This window comes from Phenylobacterium sp. (assembly GCF_041919955.1).
Classification (GTDB): domain Bacteria; phylum Pseudomonadota; class Alphaproteobacteria; order Caulobacterales; family Caulobacteraceae; genus Phenylobacterium.
The window spans coordinates 119,926-135,483 of the sequence record NZ_JAYRSU010000006.1 but is presented as its reverse complement, the minus strand read 5'-3'; the positions used below and the strand labels follow the sequence as shown (position 1 = coordinate 135,483).

The 15,558-nt window shown below is 69.9% G+C and carries 24 protein-coding genes; 13 read left to right on the top strand and 11 right to left on the bottom strand.

The window, feature by feature from the left end; genetic code table 11:
* Nucleotides 1-22: 22 nt before the first annotated feature.
* Nucleotides 23-1,438, bottom strand: coding sequence for an HWE histidine kinase domain-containing protein (locus ACE3T2_RS07580; RefSeq protein WP_374656334.1), 1,416 nt, complete (start codon nt 1,436-1,438; stop codon nt 23-25).
* A 194-nt stretch (nt 1,439-1,632) separates the two neighbouring features.
* On the opposite strand from ACE3T2_RS07580, the gene ACE3T2_RS07575 reads away from it, so the two are divergent.
* From ACE3T2_RS07575 to ACE3T2_RS07560, 4 genes are all read left to right on the top strand, one after another.
* Complete coding sequence (locus ACE3T2_RS07575) at nt 1,633-1,956, top strand: hypothetical protein (protein ID WP_374656332.1); 324 nt, start codon at nt 1,633-1,635, stop codon at nt 1,954-1,956.
* The gene (locus ACE3T2_RS07570; RefSeq protein WP_374656330.1) at nt 1,953-2,345 is read left to right on the top strand and encodes a hypothetical protein; all 393 of its coding nucleotides are present in this window, start codon (nt 1,953-1,955) and stop codon (nt 2,343-2,345) included. Before ACE3T2_RS07575 ends, ACE3T2_RS07570 begins: the two co-directional genes overlap by 4 nt.
* A 70-nt stretch (nt 2,346-2,415) precedes the next feature.
* Complete coding sequence (locus ACE3T2_RS07565; RefSeq protein ID WP_374656328.1) at nt 2,416-3,042, top strand: superoxide dismutase; 627 nt, start codon at nt 2,416-2,418, stop codon at nt 3,040-3,042.
* A gap of 73 nt (nt 3,043-3,115) precedes the next feature.
* Nucleotides 3,116-3,289: a DUF1328 domain-containing protein gene (locus ACE3T2_RS07560; RefSeq protein WP_082532120.1), complete on the top strand. Its 174-nt coding sequence runs from the start codon at nt 3,116-3,118 to the stop codon at nt 3,287-3,289.
* A 62-nt stretch (nt 3,290-3,351) separates the two neighbouring features.
* Here the strand turns inward: ACE3T2_RS07560 and ACE3T2_RS07555 are convergent, their stop codons facing one another.
* Complete coding sequence (locus ACE3T2_RS07555; protein WP_374656326.1) at nt 3,352-4,137, bottom strand: metallophosphoesterase; 786 nt, start codon at nt 4,135-4,137, stop codon at nt 3,352-3,354.
* Nucleotides 4,134-5,018 carry a diacylglycerol kinase family protein gene (locus tag ACE3T2_RS07550; protein WP_374656324.1) on the bottom strand — a complete coding sequence of 295 codons (885 nt, stop codon included), beginning with the start codon at nt 5,016-5,018 and terminating at the stop codon, nt 4,134-4,136. Before ACE3T2_RS07550 ends, ACE3T2_RS07555 begins: the two co-directional genes overlap by 4 nt.
* Nucleotides 5,019-5,158: 140 nt before the next feature.
* Here ACE3T2_RS07550 and ACE3T2_RS07545 point away from each other — a divergent pair, with 140 nt between their 5' ends.
* Together ACE3T2_RS07545 and ACE3T2_RS07540 are read left to right on the top strand one after the other, a co-directional pair.
* Entirely contained in the window at nt 5,159-5,491 is a 333-nt protein-coding gene (locus ACE3T2_RS07545) for a YMGG-like glycine zipper-containing protein (protein ID WP_374656450.1), read from the top strand.
* An 84-nt stretch (nt 5,492-5,575) separates the two neighbouring features.
* A complete protein-coding gene (locus ACE3T2_RS07540) occupies nt 5,576-6,037 on the top strand; it encodes an OmpA family protein (protein WP_374656322.1) in 462 nt (153 codons plus the stop codon).
* 222 nt (nt 6,038-6,259) lie between these two features.
* On the opposite strand, the gene ACE3T2_RS07535 is transcribed toward ACE3T2_RS07540, so the two are convergent.
* Nucleotides 6,260-6,601 carry a hypothetical protein gene (locus tag ACE3T2_RS07535; protein ID WP_374656320.1) on the bottom strand — a complete coding sequence of 114 codons (342 nt, stop codon included), beginning with the start codon at nt 6,599-6,601 and terminating at the stop codon, nt 6,260-6,262.
* Between the two features lie 123 nt (nt 6,602-6,724).
* Here ACE3T2_RS07535 and ACE3T2_RS07530 point away from each other — a divergent pair, with 123 nt between their 5' ends.
* Together ACE3T2_RS07530 and ACE3T2_RS07525 are read left to right on the top strand one after the other, a co-directional pair.
* Nucleotides 6,725-6,913, top strand: a complete 189-nt coding sequence (locus ACE3T2_RS07530) for a hypothetical protein (RefSeq protein ID WP_374656318.1) — start codon at nt 6,725-6,727, stop codon at nt 6,911-6,913.
* A 19-nt stretch (nt 6,914-6,932) separates the two neighbouring features.
* Nucleotides 6,933-7,184 (top strand): hypothetical protein, encoded by a 252-nt coding sequence (locus tag ACE3T2_RS07525; RefSeq protein ID WP_374656316.1) that lies wholly within the window; start codon nt 6,933-6,935, stop codon nt 7,182-7,184.
* Between the two features lie 40 nt (nt 7,185-7,224).
* Here the strand turns inward: ACE3T2_RS07525 and ACE3T2_RS07520 are convergent, their stop codons facing one another.
* Nucleotides 7,225-7,398: a DUF1328 domain-containing protein gene (locus ACE3T2_RS07520; protein WP_374656314.1), complete on the bottom strand. Its 174-nt coding sequence runs from the start codon at nt 7,396-7,398 to the stop codon at nt 7,225-7,227.
* A 78-nt stretch (nt 7,399-7,476) separates the two neighbouring features.
* Entirely contained in the window at nt 7,477-8,271 is a 795-nt protein-coding gene (locus ACE3T2_RS07515) for a response regulator (protein ID WP_374656312.1), read from the bottom strand.
* A gap of 224 nt (nt 8,272-8,495) precedes the next feature.
* Here ACE3T2_RS07515 and ACE3T2_RS07510 point away from each other — a divergent pair, with 224 nt between their 5' ends.
* The 4 genes from ACE3T2_RS07510 to ACE3T2_RS07495 are packed head-to-tail and all read left to right on the top strand — an operon-like array spanning nt 8,496 to nt 11,201.
* A complete protein-coding gene (locus ACE3T2_RS07510) occupies nt 8,496-8,684 on the top strand; it encodes a NepR family anti-sigma factor (protein ID WP_374656310.1) in 189 nt (62 codons plus the stop codon).
* Nucleotides 8,684-9,283: a sigma-70 family RNA polymerase sigma factor gene (locus ACE3T2_RS07505; RefSeq protein WP_374656308.1), complete on the top strand. Its 600-nt coding sequence runs from the start codon at nt 8,684-8,686 to the stop codon at nt 9,281-9,283. Before ACE3T2_RS07510 ends, ACE3T2_RS07505 begins: the two co-directional genes overlap by 1 nt.
* Before the next feature lie 12 nt (nt 9,284-9,295).
* Complete coding sequence (locus ACE3T2_RS07500) at nt 9,296-11,020, top strand: sensor histidine kinase (RefSeq protein ID WP_374656306.1); 1,725 nt, start codon at nt 9,296-9,298, stop codon at nt 11,018-11,020.
* 43 nt (nt 11,021-11,063) lie between these two features.
* On the top strand, nt 11,064-11,201 hold the full coding sequence (locus ACE3T2_RS07495; protein WP_374656305.1) for an entericidin A/B family lipoprotein: 138 nt from the start codon (nt 11,064-11,066) through the stop codon (nt 11,199-11,201).
* A gap of 6 nt (nt 11,202-11,207) precedes the next feature.
* Here the strand turns inward: ACE3T2_RS07495 and ACE3T2_RS07490 are convergent, their stop codons facing one another.
* Together ACE3T2_RS07490 and ACE3T2_RS07485 are read right to left on the bottom strand one after the other, a co-directional pair.
* Nucleotides 11,208-12,035, bottom strand: coding sequence for a protein-glutamate O-methyltransferase CheR (locus tag ACE3T2_RS07490; protein WP_374656303.1), 828 nt, complete (start codon nt 12,033-12,035; stop codon nt 11,208-11,210).
* Nucleotides 12,032-12,397 carry a PleD family two-component system response regulator gene (locus tag ACE3T2_RS07485; RefSeq protein WP_374656301.1) on the bottom strand — a complete coding sequence of 122 codons (366 nt, stop codon included), beginning with the start codon at nt 12,395-12,397 and terminating at the stop codon, nt 12,032-12,034. The genes ACE3T2_RS07490 and ACE3T2_RS07485 overlap by 4 nt, the downstream gene beginning before the upstream one ends.
* Nucleotides 12,398-12,579: 182 nt before the next feature.
* On the opposite strand from ACE3T2_RS07485, the gene ACE3T2_RS07480 reads away from it, so the two are divergent.
* Nucleotides 12,580-13,305 (top strand): glutathione S-transferase N-terminal domain-containing protein, encoded by a 726-nt coding sequence (locus tag ACE3T2_RS07480; protein WP_374656299.1) that lies wholly within the window; start codon nt 12,580-12,582, stop codon nt 13,303-13,305.
* A 19-nt stretch (nt 13,306-13,324) separates the two neighbouring features.
* Here ACE3T2_RS07480 and ACE3T2_RS07475 read toward each other — a convergent pair whose 3' ends face one another.
* From ACE3T2_RS07475 to ACE3T2_RS07465, 3 genes are all read right to left on the bottom strand, one after another.
* Nucleotides 13,325-14,137, bottom strand: coding sequence for an SDR family NAD(P)-dependent oxidoreductase (locus tag ACE3T2_RS07475; RefSeq protein ID WP_374656297.1), 813 nt, complete (start codon nt 14,135-14,137; stop codon nt 13,325-13,327).
* 60 nt (nt 14,138-14,197) lie between these two features.
* Nucleotides 14,198-15,076, bottom strand: coding sequence for a TauD/TfdA dioxygenase family protein (locus ACE3T2_RS07470; RefSeq protein ID WP_374656295.1), 879 nt, complete (start codon nt 15,074-15,076; stop codon nt 14,198-14,200).
* Between the two features lie 71 nt (nt 15,077-15,147).
* The gene (locus tag ACE3T2_RS07465; RefSeq protein ID WP_374656293.1) at nt 15,148-15,534 is read right to left on the bottom strand and encodes a VOC family protein; all 387 of its coding nucleotides are present in this window, start codon (nt 15,532-15,534) and stop codon (nt 15,148-15,150) included.
* Nucleotides 15,535-15,558: the final 24 nt, after the last annotated feature.

The window sequence follows — 15,558 nt, the reverse complement described above, 5'->3', positions numbered from 1 at the left end:
AACCCGAGAATTCTAGCTGTGGTTAAGCTTGCGGCGACAGCAGGGCGGCGACGGCGGCGGCGACCTGGGTGACGTCGTAGGGCTTGCGGATCACCGGAGCGTCGAAGCCCATCGGGGCGCCGGCGTCGCCATAGCCGGTGGCGAAGACGAAGGGCACGCCGCGCGCGGCCAGGGCCTCGGCCACCGGGGTGACCGACAGGCCGTTGAGATTGGCGTCGAGCACCGCCGCGTCGATCGGCTGGGCCAGGAGGTTCAGGGCTTCCTGCAGCTCGTAGGCCGGGCCCACGACCTCGGCGCCGGCTTCGGAGAGGCCGGTCTCGAGCTCCAGCGCCAGCAGCACAGCGTCCTCGACGATCAGCACGCGGGCGCCGTGCAGGTCGGTCGGGCCCTGGGCGGCCGGGGCCGGTTCGTAGACGCGCGGCGCGGGCGCCTCGGGCACGGTCTCGGGGCGCGAGACGATGGCGGCGGGGCCGGCGCGCAGGCGCGCGCTGACGCCGGCGCGGCGATATTCGACCTCGGCCTCGCCGTTCAGTTCGCGGCCCGTCACCTGGCTGAGCAGGGTCGAGCCGAAGCCGCGGTGAACGGGGGCGGAGACCGGCGGCCCGCCGGTCTCGGTCCAGAACAGCTCGAAGCCGCCGTCGGCGATGCGCGCCCAACGGACCTCGACCCGGCCGCTCTCGGTCGAAAGCGCGCCGTACTTCACCGCGTTGGTGGCCAGTTCGTGCAGGGCCAGCGACAAGGCGTTGGCCGCACGAGGGGTGAGGAACAGCTCCGGTCCGTCCCAGCGGGTCTGGCCGGGGGCCAGTCCCCCCAGCTCGGCGGCGGCCAGATGGCCGACGGCCGCGCCGCGCCAGCGGGCGGCGGTCAGCAGTTCGTTCGCCGACGCCATCGACTTCAACCGCCCGGCGAAGGTGGCCAGGAAACTGTCGAGCGAGGTGGTCCGCTTTGCGGTCTGGACGGCCAGGGCCTGGACCGCCGCCAGCACGTTCTTCACCCGGTGGTCGAGTTCGGCCATCAGGGCGCGGCGGCGCTCTTCCTCGGCGCGGCGCTCGCCGATGTCCTGGACCAGGCCGACGGCGCGGAGCGGGCGGCCGGCGTCATCGGCCACCAGCACGCCGGAGGTGCGGGTCCAGATGGTGCGGCCGTCGTCCTCGCGGATGCGGCGGTACTCGGTTTCGAACCGGCCCTCGGCGCGCATGGAGTCTTCCATGGTGCGCTGGGTCGCCTCCCGGTCGTCCGGATGCACGCCACGATAGAGGAACTCGCCACGCTCGGCAGGCCATTCGCCGGCCGGCAGACCTGTGATCTCGGCCATGCGCGGGCTGATGGCGACGACGTCGCGAACCATGTCCCAGTCGTACTCGCCAAGGCGCGCGGACTGGAGCGCCAGTTCGAGGCGTTCGCGGTCGAGATCGATATCGGCGCCCAGTTTCGCCATGGCGTGACCATAAAGCCGGGTTCGTGTCCGAGCGACAGGAACCGCAGGTTGCATGACCCGATTTCCAGGGCGTCTCGTCAACAGCTTTTCGACAGAACCGGAACCGCCTCTTGTCTTTGACGTTCCGGCAAGGCTTTGATGCGATGCCTTCGCTTCGAAAAAGCGACACCTGCCGAATACTTGGAGACACAGACATGGCTACGAACGCCGTCGACAACGCCAAAGACGACGCCAAGGCCGCGGCCCAGGCCGTCGCGGACTCGGCCTCCAAGCTGTCGGCCGAGGCCCAGCGCAGCTTCGGCGAAGCCGCCCGCAAGTTCGAAAGGGTGGTCGCCGAGGGCCTGGAACAAATCCGCGCCCAGAGCCGCACCTACGCCGACACCGCCGGCGAGCAGTTCGACGAAGCCCAGCGCTACGTCGTCGAGCGGGTCAAGGAACGCCCGCTGGTCGCCACGGGCGCGGCGCTCGGCGTCGGCCTGCTGATCGGTCTGCTGCTGGCCAGCGGACGCAAAGATTGATCCTCAGGAAAGCGATCTACTACGCCGTCGCCGTCGTTGCGCTCGCCGCAACGGCGGTGATCTGCGTCACCTTCCTGGCCATGGCGCTGCACGCGGCGCTGAAGCCGGCCGTGGGCGAAGCCTGGGCCGGCGTGCTGGTGGCCGGCGCCGCCGCGCTGCTGGCGGGCGCGATCTCGGGCTTCATCCTGCTGCGCGCGAACCCGCCGCGCAGCCACAAGGCCCCCCCGCAGGACCGCGACCTCACCTCGCGCATGTTCGAACTGGCCCAGGCCAAGCCGTGGGTCGCCCTGGGCGTCGTCGGCGCGATCGCCGCGGTGGCGCTAAAAAATCCGCGGACGACGGCCACGGTGGTGTCGGCCCTGATGGCCGGACGGGCGACGAAAAAGTAGCGAACCAAGTTGGAGCTTCAGTGTTTTCGTGGGATTGCGGGCGCCTTCCGCTTCCTCCCAGGAAAACACCATGTTCAAGCTTCCCGACCTTCCGTACGACCACGCCGCCCTGGAGCCTGTGATCTCGCAGGCGACCATGCACCTGCACCACGGCAAGCATCACAAGCGCTACTTCGACGTCATGAACCAGATCGTCGAGGAGCAGGGCCTGTCGGGCAGCATCGAGGATCTGGTGCGCGCCTCGGCCGGCAAGGCCGAGAGCCGCAAGCTGTTCAACAACGCCGCCCAGGCGTGGAACCACACCTTCTTCTGGGTCTGTATGAGCCCGCAACGCCAGGCGCCGCAAGGCGAACTGGCCGCTGCTATCGACCGCGACCTCGGCGGCCTGGAAAAGCTGAAGGCCGACTTCGTGGCCAAGGGCGTCGGCCACTTCGGGTCGGGCTGGGTGTGGCTGGCCGCCAAGCGCGACGGGACGCTGGTCATCGTCGACAGCCATGACGGCGAGAACCTGCTGACCGACGATGGCGTGCTGCCGCTGCTGGTCTGCGACCTGTGGGAGCACGCCTACTACCTGGACCACAAGAACGACCGCGAGGGCTTCCTCAAGGCCTGGTTCGACGCCCTGCCGAACTGGAGCTTCGCCGCCGAACAGTACAGCGCCGCGAAATCGGGCGGAAAAGGCTGGCAGCACCCCTAAACCGCGAAGGTTTGTCGGAACGCCCGGCCGGCAGAGACGTTCTTAACAACGGAAGACACTCCGGAGGAACGACATGCTTGGTTGGGCTTTGACTTTCCTGGTTGTGGCGCTGATCGCCGGTGTGCTTGGCTTTACATCGATCGCGGGTGCGGCCATGGGCGTCGCGAAGATTTTGTTCTTCGTGTTCCTGGTCCTGTTCGTGGTTTCGCTGGTCATGCACATGGTGCGAGGGCGCGGCGCGCTATAGCGCCGACCTGAGAAGTCCGTAATCGGAGCGCCCGTCCCCGCCAGGGGGCGGGCGTTCTGCATTCAGGCGAGCGCCCTGCGCTCCACCGCCCAGGTGCGCGAGGGCTCGAAGTGCGAACCGGCCCAGGCCTGGGCCACGACGCGGATTTCGCGCGCATCGATCTCCAGCGTGTTGAATCCCGGCGGGACGCCGCGCTCGCGGACCGACAGGGTGCCGGCGCCCACCGCATGGGTGCGCCCGTCCGCGAACGGATAGGGCCAGACGAAGGGCGCGTGGATGTGGCCCGACAGCACGAGGTCGACCCCGCCCTCCGCCAGGTCGCGGGCCGCCGCCTCCCCGCCCCAGACGCGGGCGGTCATCGGTCCGCCGATCATCTCGGCCAGCGGATGGTGGCACACCAGAAGCTTAAGGTCGCCCGGCCGGCCGGCGAACCAGTCGAGCGCGTCTCGGACCTGGCGACGCGCCACCTGCCCCTTCGACCAGTTCAGCCGCGGCTGCACGCCGCGCGCGCTGTTCAGCCCGCGCACGGCCAGGCCCGGCGCCGTAAAGACCTGCGGATCGACCGGACCGACCATGCGGCCAAAGCGGCCGAAAGGACTGACGAACCGCTCCCAGAAGGCGAGGTAGGGGGCGTCGTGATTGCCTGGGCAGACCAGCCGCGGCGGCGCCAGGGTCGCGAGCCAGGCGGCGGCGGCCTCGAACTCGCCGACCGCGCCGAACTGGGTGAGGTCGCCGGAGATGATGGCGAGGTCGAAGCTCCCCGCATTGACGAAATCGGCAGCGGCCTTCACCGCCGCGACATTCTCGCCGCCGAAATGGATGTCGGAGAGATGGACCAGGCGGATCACGCGGCGTCGGCCTCCCGTGGCGGGGCGAGAACGCGGGCGACCTTGGGCCGCCATTCGATACGGGCGGCCGAGGGCAGGCGCGCCGGCTCGCCGTCGAGCACCGCGGGAATGCGGCCGGCGGCCCAGACCCCGGCGGTGCGGCAGCTGACCGAGGTCACCGCCGGATCGCTGCGCCAGTCGGAGATCAGTGCGCTCAGCCCGATGCGGGCCGCCTGCGCCAATCCCTGCGGGTCGATGATCGCCGCTTCCAGCGCCTGCTCGTCGTTCGCCATCACCTTGGAGGCCATTGGGCACATGAAGGCGAGCGCCTCGGCCTTACCGCGCGGCCCGCCGTCGAGCGCATAGCGCAAGCGACCGGAAAACGCCCGGCTCCACGCCCGGCGCATGCGGCCGAGCGCGATGGACAGGTTTCCGGCCCGCATCGCCTCGCGGGCCGGGGCCCAGAGCGCGGGCGCGCCAAGGATGGCGGCGACCAGAAAACTACGCCCATCGACACAGCCGCCGCCGATGTCGCGGGCCTCGCCGCTCTCGAGCGCATCGGCGAGCGCCTCCTCCCACGGCCGCACGCCGTAGACCGCGTGGGGCAGCATGTTCATGGTCCCGCCGGCCAGGGGCGCGATCAGCGGGCCGTCGGGGCCGGCCAATTCGGCGGCGCTGCGCGCGGTGCCGTCGCCGGCCAGGATCACCACGAGGTCGGGGGCGGATTCGATGGCGGTGCGCAGGCTGCGCCCGACCTCCTCGCCCTGAACCGCGTGGACGCGCGCGGTCACGCCGCGCTCGGCCAGCAGCGCGGCCATCTTCTCGGCCGCTTCCGGCGAGGCGCCGCCGGAGGCGATGTTCACGACCGCCTCGACGCGGGAGATCCGGGGGTTCTGCGGCATGGCTCCTCGATCGGCCTCGTGGCCGGCTTGCCGGTAACGGCGAAGGTTGCTGGCGGTTCCTCCCGGAACTCAGCCCTGCGCGGGGCGTTGGGGTCGGCGGGATATGTAAGGAGAGCCAGATGCTCAAGGCCAAATCTCTCATGACGCTTGCGGCCGTGACGGGGGCCAGCCTGCTGGCGGCCTGCACCACCACAGGCAATGTCGAACGCAACGCCGCCGGCGGGGCGGCCCTCGGCGCGCTGGCCGGGGCGGTGATCGGCAACAATGTCGGCGGCGGCGACGCCGGGACCGGCGCGGCCATCGGCGCGGCGATCGGCGGCACCGCCGGCGCGGTGCGCGGCTGTCGCCAGGACGGCGGCTGCGGCGCCCAGACGCCGAACCGCCGCCAGTATTACGACGAGCGCGCCGGTCGCTATTACTACTACGACTCCGGCAGCGGCCGGTATTACTGGGAAGACGGCAGCCCCCGGTGACCCGGCGGCCGCAAAAGCTCGACTAGCGGGAACGGGGCGGTCGGCTATGCTGACCGCCCTTTCCTTTGCACGGGGTCCGAGAGCATGACACTGCGCCGCAAAACCTTCGCCGCCCTCGGCCTCGTCGTCGGGACCAGCCTGATCGTCGCGGCCTGCGCGACGCCCGGCGGGCCGCGGGCGCGGATCGTCAAGGCGACGCCGGCGTGCGAGGACGTCACCGTCCAGATCTATTTCGAACCGGACAGCGCCGCGGTGACCAGCGAGGGCCGCGCCGTGCTGGCCCAGGCGGCGACCACAGCCAAGTCCTGCAAGATCGACCGGGTGAAGGTGCTGGGCCTAGCCGACGCCGTAGGCGCCCCGGCCGCCAATCTGGAGCTGTCGAAGAAGCGCGTGGCGGCGGTGACCAAGGCCCTGGTGGCCAACGGCTTGCCGTCCGGCGAATTCGACCTGACCGCGGCAGGCCAGGATGGGGCCGTCGGAGCCGGCGGCGAGGCCCGGCCGCTGCGCCGCCGCGCGGACGTGACCATCGAGCTCAGCGCGCCCTGACGGGCCGAGCCTTGGCTCAGGCGACGCCGTTCGGGCGCACATAAGAAAAGGCGGACCCGAACGGTCCGCCTCTTGAAGTGTGCATCATCGAGAAAAGGGTGCGGAGACGGCAGACCGGCATGGTCGCCGGCCTCAAGTCGGGGGGGGCGTCGCCGCCTCCGCAATCCATAAACCCATGGCCAGGGGCTTCGTTCCCGGCCGGGGCGAAAAATTTTCGGCCGCTTAGTTAACGGCCACCGCGGGCATGGCGTTGAACTCCGCCAGGCTGAGAGGCGCGACGCGCCCGTCGCCCTCGACCTTGAGGGCGCCGATGGCCAGACTGCGCGGGCCCGCGGTCGGCGGGCCCTTGGGGCGCACCAGGACCTGCGCGGGCGTACCGTCGGCGCGGCGGATCACCCGCTCCACATGGCCGAGCAGCACCCCGCCCTGGCCGCGCACCGGCTTGCCGTCGAGGGCCGCGGCCGAAGCGGCCGCCGGCGTTCCCTGGGCGAAGGCCGCCACCGGGGCCGAGGTCGTCAGGATCAGGCCGCCGAGGATCGCGGCCGCGGTCTTGGTGATGTTCATGTGACAATAGATAGGGAGCCTCGGCCCTTTCGCGAAGCCCCTGCGGCGCCGGGAACGCCCGGACGCCCCGGAACGTTTGCCAGATGCGGGCGTCCAGTCCCGCGGTCTTCCTGGGGCAAGGTCATGGCCTTCACGCGTTTTCAACCCGAAGAGGCCGGAGCCTATCCGGGAGGCGCAGGGCGCCGCTGGCTGGCGATCTTGGTCATAGCGGCCGTGGCGCTGGCCGGCGCGCTGCTCGGGCAGATGTCGGTGGTGCGCGACGACGCGGCGCGGCCGACGCCGCCGGGACCGCTGGACGCCCTGCCGTTGTAGCAGATTGGAGACCTAAATCATGGCTATCAGCCGCGGCCTGAACGCCACCCGCGCCCGGCAGGGGCGCTTTGGGGTCCACATGTTCTGGGTCCTGGCCGTCTCGACCGCCCTGGCGGCGCTGGCGCTGTTCGGGGCCTGGTCCTGGCGCGCAGACGACCTGAACTCGACCCTGCCTAGCAAGGCCGGCGCGGCGCGCACGGCCCAGCACTTCGATATGGGCGAACCCGCCGCCCTGCAGAACACCCCGTCGTCGACGCAGCCGGCGCAATAGGCCCGGCCGGGCCGGGCGAGCGCCCGGCCCGAAGTCTTTGCTAGAGCACCGAGCGGCCGCGGAACGCCCGCACCGCAAAGGTCGCGACCAGCAGCACCAGGAACACCACGAACAGGATCTTGGCCACCGTGGCGGCGAAGCCCGCCAGACCAGCGAAGCCGAGAACGCCCGCCAGTACGGCGAGCAGGGCGAAGACCAGGGCCCAACCGAGCATCAGCACGTCCTCCAACGAAAAACGCCGCGCCGTTGGCTGGCGCGGCGTTTCGGAAACGCGACGTCGAGGAGCCCGTTCCTAGGCCGCCTTGCGGTTGTTCCGAGGATGGAAGAACAGCGCCTGGCCGATCGCCGCCTTCACCGTCTCCGGCTGGAACGGCTTGGTGATCAGGAACGTCGGCTCGGGCCGCTCGCCGGTCAGCAGGCGCTCCGGGAAGGCGGTGATGAAGATCACCGGCACGTCGAGGCGGGCCAGGATGTCCTTCACCGCGTCGATGCCGGACGACCCGTCGGCCAGCTGAATGTCGGCCAGGACCAGACCCGGCGTCTTGCGGGCCACGGCGTCGACCGCCTCGGTGCGGGTGGCGGCGATGTCGACCACGGTATGGCCGATTTCCGTGACCAGGGCCTCGATGTCGGCGGCGATCACCGGCTCGTCCTCGATGATCAGGACGTCGGTGGCCAGTTCGGCGTCGATCTCGGCCTGGGCCTCGGCGATCAGGCGCTCGACCTCGGGAAACTCGACGCCGAGGATCTGGGCGGCCTCGGAGGGCGTGAAGCCTTCGAGCGCGGTCAGCAGGAAGGCCTGGCGCGAGCGCGGGGCGATACGCAGCAGCCGGCGGCTGGCGTCGTCGCCGGCTTCCTCGTCGCGCGGCCCTTCGAGCTGGGCGCCGCTGCTGAGCCAGATGGCGTGGAACACGTGATAAAGGGCGACCCGCGGCGTCAGATTGGCCTCGAGCACCCGATCGCCCGCCGCCAATGCTTCCAGCGCGACACGGACGTAGTGATCGCCCGTCGTCTGGTCGCCGGTCAGGGCGCGAGCATAGCGACGCACATAAGGCAGATGCGGAGCCAGCCGGGCAAGTAGACTCAAATCAAACCCCTCCCGAATAAAATGCAGAAGCCGAGCATGGGAAAACACTCCCTCGCGGGGCCATCATTCGCCGGAAACGCGGCCCTTGGGAACCGGTTCCCTAAGAAGCCGGTTTTCTGCATGTTATGGACTTTGCTTTGTGGAACCCTGGGTGGGGTGAGGCGTTGACCGGCGACCAGAACGAACCGAGGGGGCGAGCTCTGCGCAAGCCGGGCGACGGTGACATGATCGAACAACACGCATCGGAGGACCGACGGCGCGCGCCTGCGGCGCTGGACGAGGCGCGCCTGCGCCAGCAGGCGATCGGCGTGCGCCTGCGCCAGATGTTCGACGAGGTGGTCAGCGAGCCGGTTCCGGAGGAATTCCTCTCCATCCTGCGTCAGGCGGACAAGAAGACCGCGGAGAACGGCTGATGGCCGCCGCGAGCAACGCCGGACCGGACCGCGCGACCGACGAAGCCTTCAAGCGGGAGCTGGTCCAGCTCATACCGCACCTGCGCGCCTTCGCCCGCACCCTGACCGGGGACCCGGCCAGCGCCGACGACCTGGCCCAGGACGCGATGATGAAAGCCTGGGACGCACGGACAAGCTTCCAGATGGGCACCAACATGAAGGCCTGGACCTTCATGATTCTGCGCAACCAGTTCTATTCCGAGAAGCGCCGCTCCTGGCGCCAGAGCCAACTGGACCAGGAGGCGGCCGAACGCACGCTGGTGGCGGTGGACGATCCGGAGGCCCCGGTGGCGCTGGACGAACTGCGGCTGAGCCTGGCGGCGCTGCCGGCCGAACAGCGCGAGGCGCTGATCCTGGTCGGCGCCGGCGGCTTCGCCTACGAGGAGGCGGCCGAGATCTGCGGCTGTGCGGTCGGCACGGTGAAAAGCCGGGTCAGCCGCGCGCGCAAGGCGCTGCACGCCATTCTGGAAGACGGCTCATACGAGCGGGACGGGAGCGCGGCGAGCGACGCCATGACCTCGATCCTCGCCGATGCGGAGCGCCTGAGCAGCGCGCGCTGACAGGACGGGAGGATGAACGGCGCTCCCTGGGGATCACTCACGACGATACGGGTCCGGCTGACGGCCGCGCTGGCGGGCGCCCTGTTGCCGGTGATGATCCTCGGCGTGCTGCAATCGGCCATCGCCTTCCGCCGCGAGGCCGTGCAACTGCGTGAGGAACTGGCGGCCGCCTCTGAACGCAGCGCCGCCACCGCGCGGGCCCGCATGGAGGCCGCCGACATCCTGCTGGAGACCCTGGCCCCCGGCTCGGTGGGCTTCAATTGCGCCCAGCGGCTGGCCGAGGTGACCCAGCGCATTCCCGGCTATCACAACCTGATCCGGTTCGACCGCATCGGGCGGGTGGCCTGCGCCGGCGGGACGGTCCCCGCCGACCCGGCGCGTCAGACCCGGCCCTGGTTCAAGCGGCTGGCCAAGGGCGACAGCCTGGTGATCACCCGCGAGGCGGGCGCGACCTATGCTGACGTCCCTGCCCTGCTGGCCGCGGTGCCGGCCCACGACGCGCGCGTCGGCTTCGACGGGGCGCTGGTGGCGGTCATCACCCTGGAAAGCCTGGCCCCGCGTACGGCCGACCGCTCGCTGCCGGAGGACGCCGAGGTCGCCCTGGCCGACGGCGAGGGCAAATATATCAACGCCACCGACAAGGAGGCCTTTCCCGTCCTGCCCGCCGACTGGCGCGCGCAGGCCCTGAAGCAGGGCTCGCTGGTCTGGTACGCCCGCGACGAGCGCGGCGAGCGGCGGGTCTATTCGGCCGCGCCGTTGGTCGGCGACGAGCTCTTCGTGGTGCTGTCGGCGCGCTCGGGCGGGATCTTCACCTGGGCGACCCTGAACCCGCTGACCAGCATCGTCTTCCCGATCCTGACCTTCATACTGGCCCTGGTGGCGGTGTCGGTGGTGACCGAGCGGGTGGTGATCCGCTGGATCGCCTACCTGCAGCGCATCGCCGCGCTCTACGCCCGCGGCCGGCTGAGCGTTCGCCCGGTCCAGGCCGACCAGGCGCCGGTCGAGATCCGCGACCTGGCCGAGACCCTGGAGGACATGGCCGACGCCATCGTCGGGCGAGACGCCTCGCTGCGCGATTCGCTGGCGCAGAAGGACGACCTGATGCGCGAGATCCACCATCGGGTGAAGAACAACCTGCAGGTCATCTCTTCACTGCTGAACATGCAGCAGCGGGCGCTGACCGACCCGGCGGCGCGGGCGGCCATGTCCGACACCCGCCAGCGGATCACCGCGCTCGCGCTCATCTACCGCGCTCTCTACCAGGGACCGGACCTGAAGCGGGTCGACCTGCGCGCCTTCCTGGAGGAGCTGACCGCCCAGCTGATCGCCGCCGACGGCTCGCACGGGGCGCAGGTGCGCACCGATATCCACGTCGACGATCTGGTGATCGACCCCGACCGGCTGGCGCCGCTGGCCCTGTTCGCGGTCGAGGCGGTGACAAACGCCCAGAAGCACGCCTTCGCCGGCCGCGGCGGATCGCTGACCGTCAACTTCATCGTACGCGGCGAGGAGGCCGAGCTGGAGATCAGCGACGACGGCAAGGCGCCCGAGGACGCCCTGGTCTCGTCCGGCGTCGGGCGCACCCTCATGACCGCCTTCGGCCGCCAGCTGCGGGGCCGTTCCGAGGTCGTGCGCAACGAGGCGGGCGGCGTCACCGCGCGGCTGATCTTCCCGACGCCTACCGACGAGGCGAGCACGCGACGGGGCGGCGCCAGGGGGAACCAGGCCGCAGCGTAGCCGTTAATGGCCACGCACTATTCACCCCGACATGAGGCAAGTCATGCGCAAGTTCGTAGTCCTGGCCGTCCTGGCCGCCAGCCTGGCGGTCACCGCCTGCAACACCGTCTCCGGCGCCGGCAAGGACGTGAAGGCGGCCGGCCAGGCCGTGACCAACACGGCTGAAGACGCCAAGAAGTAGGCGCCGCTAGGCGGCGATGCGGAAGGCCGGGTTCCTCGCATAGAGGCCGGGCCTTCCGCCCACCGACTGAAAGGCCCCTTGCAGGCTGGCGACATCCTCGCCCCGCCCCAGGAACAGGAACCCCTCCGGCGCCAGCGCCCGGGCCAGGTTCTCCAGAAGCCGCGCCCGCATCGGCTCTATGAGCGCCGAAAGCACGTAGCGGCAGAAGATCACGTCGAAACGGCCGGCCGTGCTGAGGTCGGCGACCAGGTTGACCCGGCGCCAGCGGACCATCTGACGGATCCGCGGCGAGATCGCCCACATCTCGCCGTCCTTTTCAAAATGGCGCACCAACTGGCGGATCGGCAGGCCGCGCTGCACTTCGAACTGGGTGTAGAGGCCGCTCTGGGCCTTCTCGAGCTGGCGCTCCCCGACGTCGGACCCGAACAGTTCGACCTTCAGCCCAGGCAGGCGGGCGCGCTCGTCCTCGACGATCATGGCCAGCGAATAGGCTTCCTGCCCCGAGGCGCAGGCGGCCGACCATATCCGCACCGGCTCGCCGCCGCGCAGGCCCGCGACGGTGGGCAAGACCTCGTCGCGGAACAGGGCGAAGGGCTCGCGATCCCGGAAAAAGGCGGTCTCGGCATGGGCCATGGCCTCGACTATGGCCCATGCCAGCCGATCCTCGCGCCGCTCGCGCAGGGCCGCGACCAGGTCGGCGGCGGCGCCGAAGCCCTCGCGCCGGGCGACCGGCGCCAGACGGCTCTCGATCAGGTAGGATTTCTCGGGATCGACCCGCACGCCGGCGCGGGCGGCGCACAGCTGGGAGACCAGTTCGCGGTCCTGCGGGGTCATACCAGCCCGGCCTCGGCGAACTTGGCGGCGATGATGTCGCCGTCGAAGGGCTTCATGATGTATTCGTCGGCGCCGTTGTCGAGCGCCTCGCGGATGCGCTCCACGTCGTTCTCGACGGTGCAGAAGACCACGGTGGGGCGCTCGCCGCCGGGCTCGCCGCGCAGCACCTTGAGGAATTCGATCCCCGACATCACCGGCATGTTCCAGTCGAGCAGCACCGCGTCGGGCATGGCGGCCCGGCACCAGGCAAGCGCCTCCAGCCCGTCGGACGCCTCGGCGATCTCGAAACCGATGTCCTCAAGGATGCGGCGCGCGACCTTGCGGATCACGCGGCTGTCGTCGACGACCAGACAGGTCTTCAAGTGGGGACGCCTCCCTTCCTGCCTTTTTCTGGCGTGCGTTGGTTAAGGAGCCGTATGGGCGCGCGCAGATTCCGGGGGACGCCCCCGCCCTGCTGCACGCGGCCGCAGAATTTGTCGATTGAGCCGCCAGCGCCGCGGGGGCGAGGGTGGCGGTCCGTACCGCATGCAAGAGGACCGTCGCCATGATCGACCTCCACTACTGGCCAACGCCGAACGGCAAGAAGGTGAGCATCCTGCTCGAGGAGCTGGGCCTGCCCTATACCGTCGCGCCGGTGCACATCGGGCGGGGCGACCAGTTCAGCGACGATTTCCTGAAGATCTCGCCGAACAACCGGATGCCGGCCATCGTCGACCATGCGCCGGAAGGCGGCGGGGCGCCGATCAGCGTCTTCGAGTCCGGAGCGATCATGCTGTACCTGGCCGAGAAGACGGGCCGCTTCCTGCCCGCCGACGTTCGCGGCCGCTACGAGGTCATTCAGTGGGTCATCTGGCAGATGGCCAACCAGGGCCCGAAGTTCGGCGAGCGCGGCCATTTCAGCCGGGTCGGCCCCGAGGCCGGCGACCAGTCCTACGCCCAACGCCGCTTCAACGACGAGACGCACCGGCTGTATGGCGTGCTGAACAACCGGCTCTACGACCGCCCCTATATTGCCGGCGACGATTACACGATCGCCGACATGATCGCATATCCCTGGACGGTCGGCTGGCAGGCCCAGGGGATCGACCTGGAGGAGTTCAAGTATTTCAAGCGCTGGTTCGACGAGCTGAGCGCGCGGCCCGCGGTGCAGCGCGGCCTGGCGGTGAGCGCGGGACCCGCCGAGGATCCCGCGTCACTGAGCCCCGAGGAGCAGGCGCGCCGCCGCAGGCTGCTCTACAACCAGCGCGCCCGTCCCGCCCCGGCTTCCTAGGCGTTTCGGGGTCGAACGATCAGACCAGCTCCGCGGGCGTCACGTCGAGCTCCCTGAGCAGCGGCTCGGCGTAGTCGACCCGGCCGGTGACCACCTTCGGATCGCCGCTGGCCAGGCGGTAGACCGCCTCGGCGATGTACTCGATCGGCTGGACCCGGTCCTTGGTCGCCTCGTTGATCAGGCCGTGCACGGCGACGCCGGGGGTGTCGACCAGACCCGGCGAGACCACGTTGACGGCGATATTGTCGGCGTGAACCTCCGAGGCGAGGCCGGTCGAGAACCGCTCCAGCGCCGCCTTGCACATGCCGTAGACCGTGCCGCCGCGGAACGCGCCATAGGGCTGCTTCGGGTGGATGCCGGCCGGCGAGGAGATGTTGACGATCCAGCCCGCGCCCTTCTCGCGCATCCCCGGGATGACCAGCTGGGAGAGGTGGAAGGGCGCGTAGACCTGCACCTCCATCATCAGCTTGAAGCGCTTTTCCGGGAAGTCCTCGACCGGGATGAAATAGGTGATGGCGGCGTTGTTGATCAGGATGTCGACGGGGCCGTAGAGGGCGCTCGCCTCCTCCACCAGCCGCTCGCGCTCGGCGGCTTGGGCCAGGTCGGCCTTGATGAACGAGGCCTCGCCGCCCGCGGCGCGGATGCGATCGACGGTGTCATGCAAGGTGCCCGGCAGGCGGCTCTCGCCGCTTTCGGCGGTGCGGGCGGATGCGACGACCCGGGCGCCCTCCTGGGCCAGGCGCGCGCAGATCGCCTCGCCGATGCCCCGGCTGGCGCCGGTGACCAGGGCGACGCGGCCCTTCAGCGGCCCGTTCGGATTGACGGTGGCCATGTTCGAAATCTCCCTAATGAAATGTCTTTGTTTTTATGAAGAAACGGGGTGTTGGCCCCGTCAGGCGACGCCCTCCGCACGGCGGACGGCGGTCTGGTCCGCGGGCGCGGGCCAGGGGTCGACCGTGACACGGCGCATATGGCGCCGCTGCCCCGGATAGTCGTTGAGCGCGAAGTGCCAGACCGAGCGATTGTCCCAGAAGGCCAGGGATCCGGGCGCCCAGGAAAAGCGGCAGGTGAAGGCCTCGTAGCGGGAATGCTCGAACAGGAAGTCGAGCAGAGCCTTGCTCTCGCGCCGGCTCCAGCCCTCGATCCGCATCGTGAAGGCCGGGTTCACATAGAGCGCCTTGCGGCCGCTTTCCGGGTGGACCTTGACGATGGGATGGACGAATTCGCCGACCGCGCCCTCGGCCTCGACCACGTTCATCGAGGCGCGCTTCTGGGCGGAATGTCCCTGGGCCGAATATTCGCGGCCGGCGGAGTGGACGGCGTTCAGGGTCTCCAGCGTCGCCTTGAGGCCCGGCGAAAGGGCGTCGTAGGCGGCGGCCTGGCTGGCGAACAGCGTATCGCCGCCCCACTGCGGAATCTCCAGGGCGTAGAGGATCGAGCCGATGGCCGGCGTCTCCAGGAAGCTCATGTCCGAGTGCCAGCCGCCGCCGAAGTTCACCTTGTCGCCCGGCTCCTTGATGATCTCCATGATCTCGGGATGGCCATCCATGCCGGCGACATAGGGATGGATGTTCAGCGGCCCGAAGCGGCGGCCGAAGGCGAGTTGGGCCTCCGGCGTCAGGTCCTGGTCGCGGAAGAAGATCACCTGGTGCTCGACCAGGGCCGCACGGATGGCGGCGATCGCCGCATCCGGCAGGTCGCGGGAAAGATCGACGCCGGAAATCTCGGCCCCGAGGGCGCCGGCGACCTTGCGGATCCTGAGCTCGGCCATCGTACCGTCTCCTTCAATCTGGACGGAGGCGATGAAACTACGGGCCGGGCCTTGGGGCGAGTCAGTTCCTCTCAAACCGGCTGTAAGAGATCCCAGCGATTGCCGTAGAGGTCCTCGAAGACCGCCACCGTGGCGTAAGGCTCGTGGCGCGGCGCTTCCAGGAACGTCACCCCTGCGGCCAACATGCGTGCGTGATCGGCGTCGAAGTCGTCGGTGTGGAGGAAGAAGGCCACGCGCCCGCCGGTCTGATCGCCGATCCGAGCCGTCTGCTCGCCGCTCGCCGCCTTGGCGAGCAGCAGGCCGCCCTGCGAGCCCGGCGGGGTGACGACCACCCATCGCTTGCCCCCGCCCATGTCGTCGTCGCGGCTGAGCGAAAAGCCGAGCTTGCCGACGTAGAAGTCGATCGCCGCGTCGTAATCGGCGACCACGAGGGTGGCGAGGGCTAGAAACTGGGTCATGCGGGTCCGTCGGGGCCTGGACGT

Bases quoted from the DNA above. Each gene is read 5' to 3' on its own strand.
- ACE3T2_RS07580 (WP_374656334.1), bottom strand. From the start codon at position 1,438: ATGGCGAAACTGGGCGCCGATATCGATCTCGACCGCGAACGCCTCGAA.
- ACE3T2_RS07575 (WP_374656332.1), top strand. From the start codon at position 1,633: ATGGCTACGAACGCCGTCGACAACGCCAAAGACGACGCCAAGGCCGCG.
- ACE3T2_RS07565 (WP_374656328.1), top strand. From the start codon at position 2,416: ATGTTCAAGCTTCCCGACCTTCCGTACGACCACGCCGCCCTGGAGCCT.
- ACE3T2_RS07560 (WP_082532120.1), top strand. From the start codon at position 3,116: ATGCTTGGTTGGGCTTTGACTTTCCTGGTTGTGGCGCTGATCGCCGGT.
- ACE3T2_RS07550 (WP_374656324.1), bottom strand. From the start codon at position 5,018: ATGCCGCAGAACCCCCGGATCTCCCGCGTCGAGGCGGTCGTGAACATC.
- ACE3T2_RS07545 (WP_374656450.1), top strand. From the start codon at position 5,159: ATGACGCTTGCGGCCGTGACGGGGGCCAGCCTGCTGGCGGCCTGCACC.
- ACE3T2_RS07540 (WP_374656322.1), top strand. From the start codon at position 5,576: ATGACACTGCGCCGCAAAACCTTCGCCGCCCTCGGCCTCGTCGTCGGG.
- ACE3T2_RS07535 (WP_374656320.1), bottom strand. From the start codon at position 6,601: ATGAACATCACCAAGACCGCGGCCGCGATCCTCGGCGGCCTGATCCTG.
- ACE3T2_RS07530 (WP_374656318.1), top strand. From the start codon at position 6,725: ATGGCCTTCACGCGTTTTCAACCCGAAGAGGCCGGAGCCTATCCGGGA.
- ACE3T2_RS07525 (WP_374656316.1), top strand. From the start codon at position 6,933: ATGGCTATCAGCCGCGGCCTGAACGCCACCCGCGCCCGGCAGGGGCGC.
- ACE3T2_RS07520 (WP_374656314.1), bottom strand. From the start codon at position 7,398: ATGCTCGGTTGGGCCCTGGTCTTCGCCCTGCTCGCCGTACTGGCGGGC.
- ACE3T2_RS07510 (WP_374656310.1), top strand. From the start codon at position 8,496: ATGATCGAACAACACGCATCGGAGGACCGACGGCGCGCGCCTGCGGCG.
- ACE3T2_RS07505 (WP_374656308.1), top strand. From the start codon at position 8,684: ATGGCCGCCGCGAGCAACGCCGGACCGGACCGCGCGACCGACGAAGCC.
- ACE3T2_RS07500 (WP_374656306.1), top strand. From the start codon at position 9,296: ATGAACGGCGCTCCCTGGGGATCACTCACGACGATACGGGTCCGGCTG.
- ACE3T2_RS07495 (WP_374656305.1), top strand. From the start codon at position 11,064: ATGCGCAAGTTCGTAGTCCTGGCCGTCCTGGCCGCCAGCCTGGCGGTC.
- ACE3T2_RS07490 (WP_374656303.1), bottom strand. From the start codon at position 12,035: ATGACCCCGCAGGACCGCGAACTGGTCTCCCAGCTGTGCGCCGCCCGC.
- ACE3T2_RS07480 (WP_374656299.1), top strand. From the start codon at position 12,580: ATGATCGACCTCCACTACTGGCCAACGCCGAACGGCAAGAAGGTGAGC.
- ACE3T2_RS07475 (WP_374656297.1), bottom strand. From the start codon at position 14,137: ATGGCCACCGTCAATCCGAACGGGCCGCTGAAGGGCCGCGTCGCCCTG.
- ACE3T2_RS07470 (WP_374656295.1), bottom strand. From the start codon at position 15,076: ATGGCCGAGCTCAGGATCCGCAAGGTCGCCGGCGCCCTCGGGGCCGAG.
- ACE3T2_RS07465 (WP_374656293.1), bottom strand. From the start codon at position 15,534: ATGACCCAGTTTCTAGCCCTCGCCACCCTCGTGGTCGCCGATTACGAC.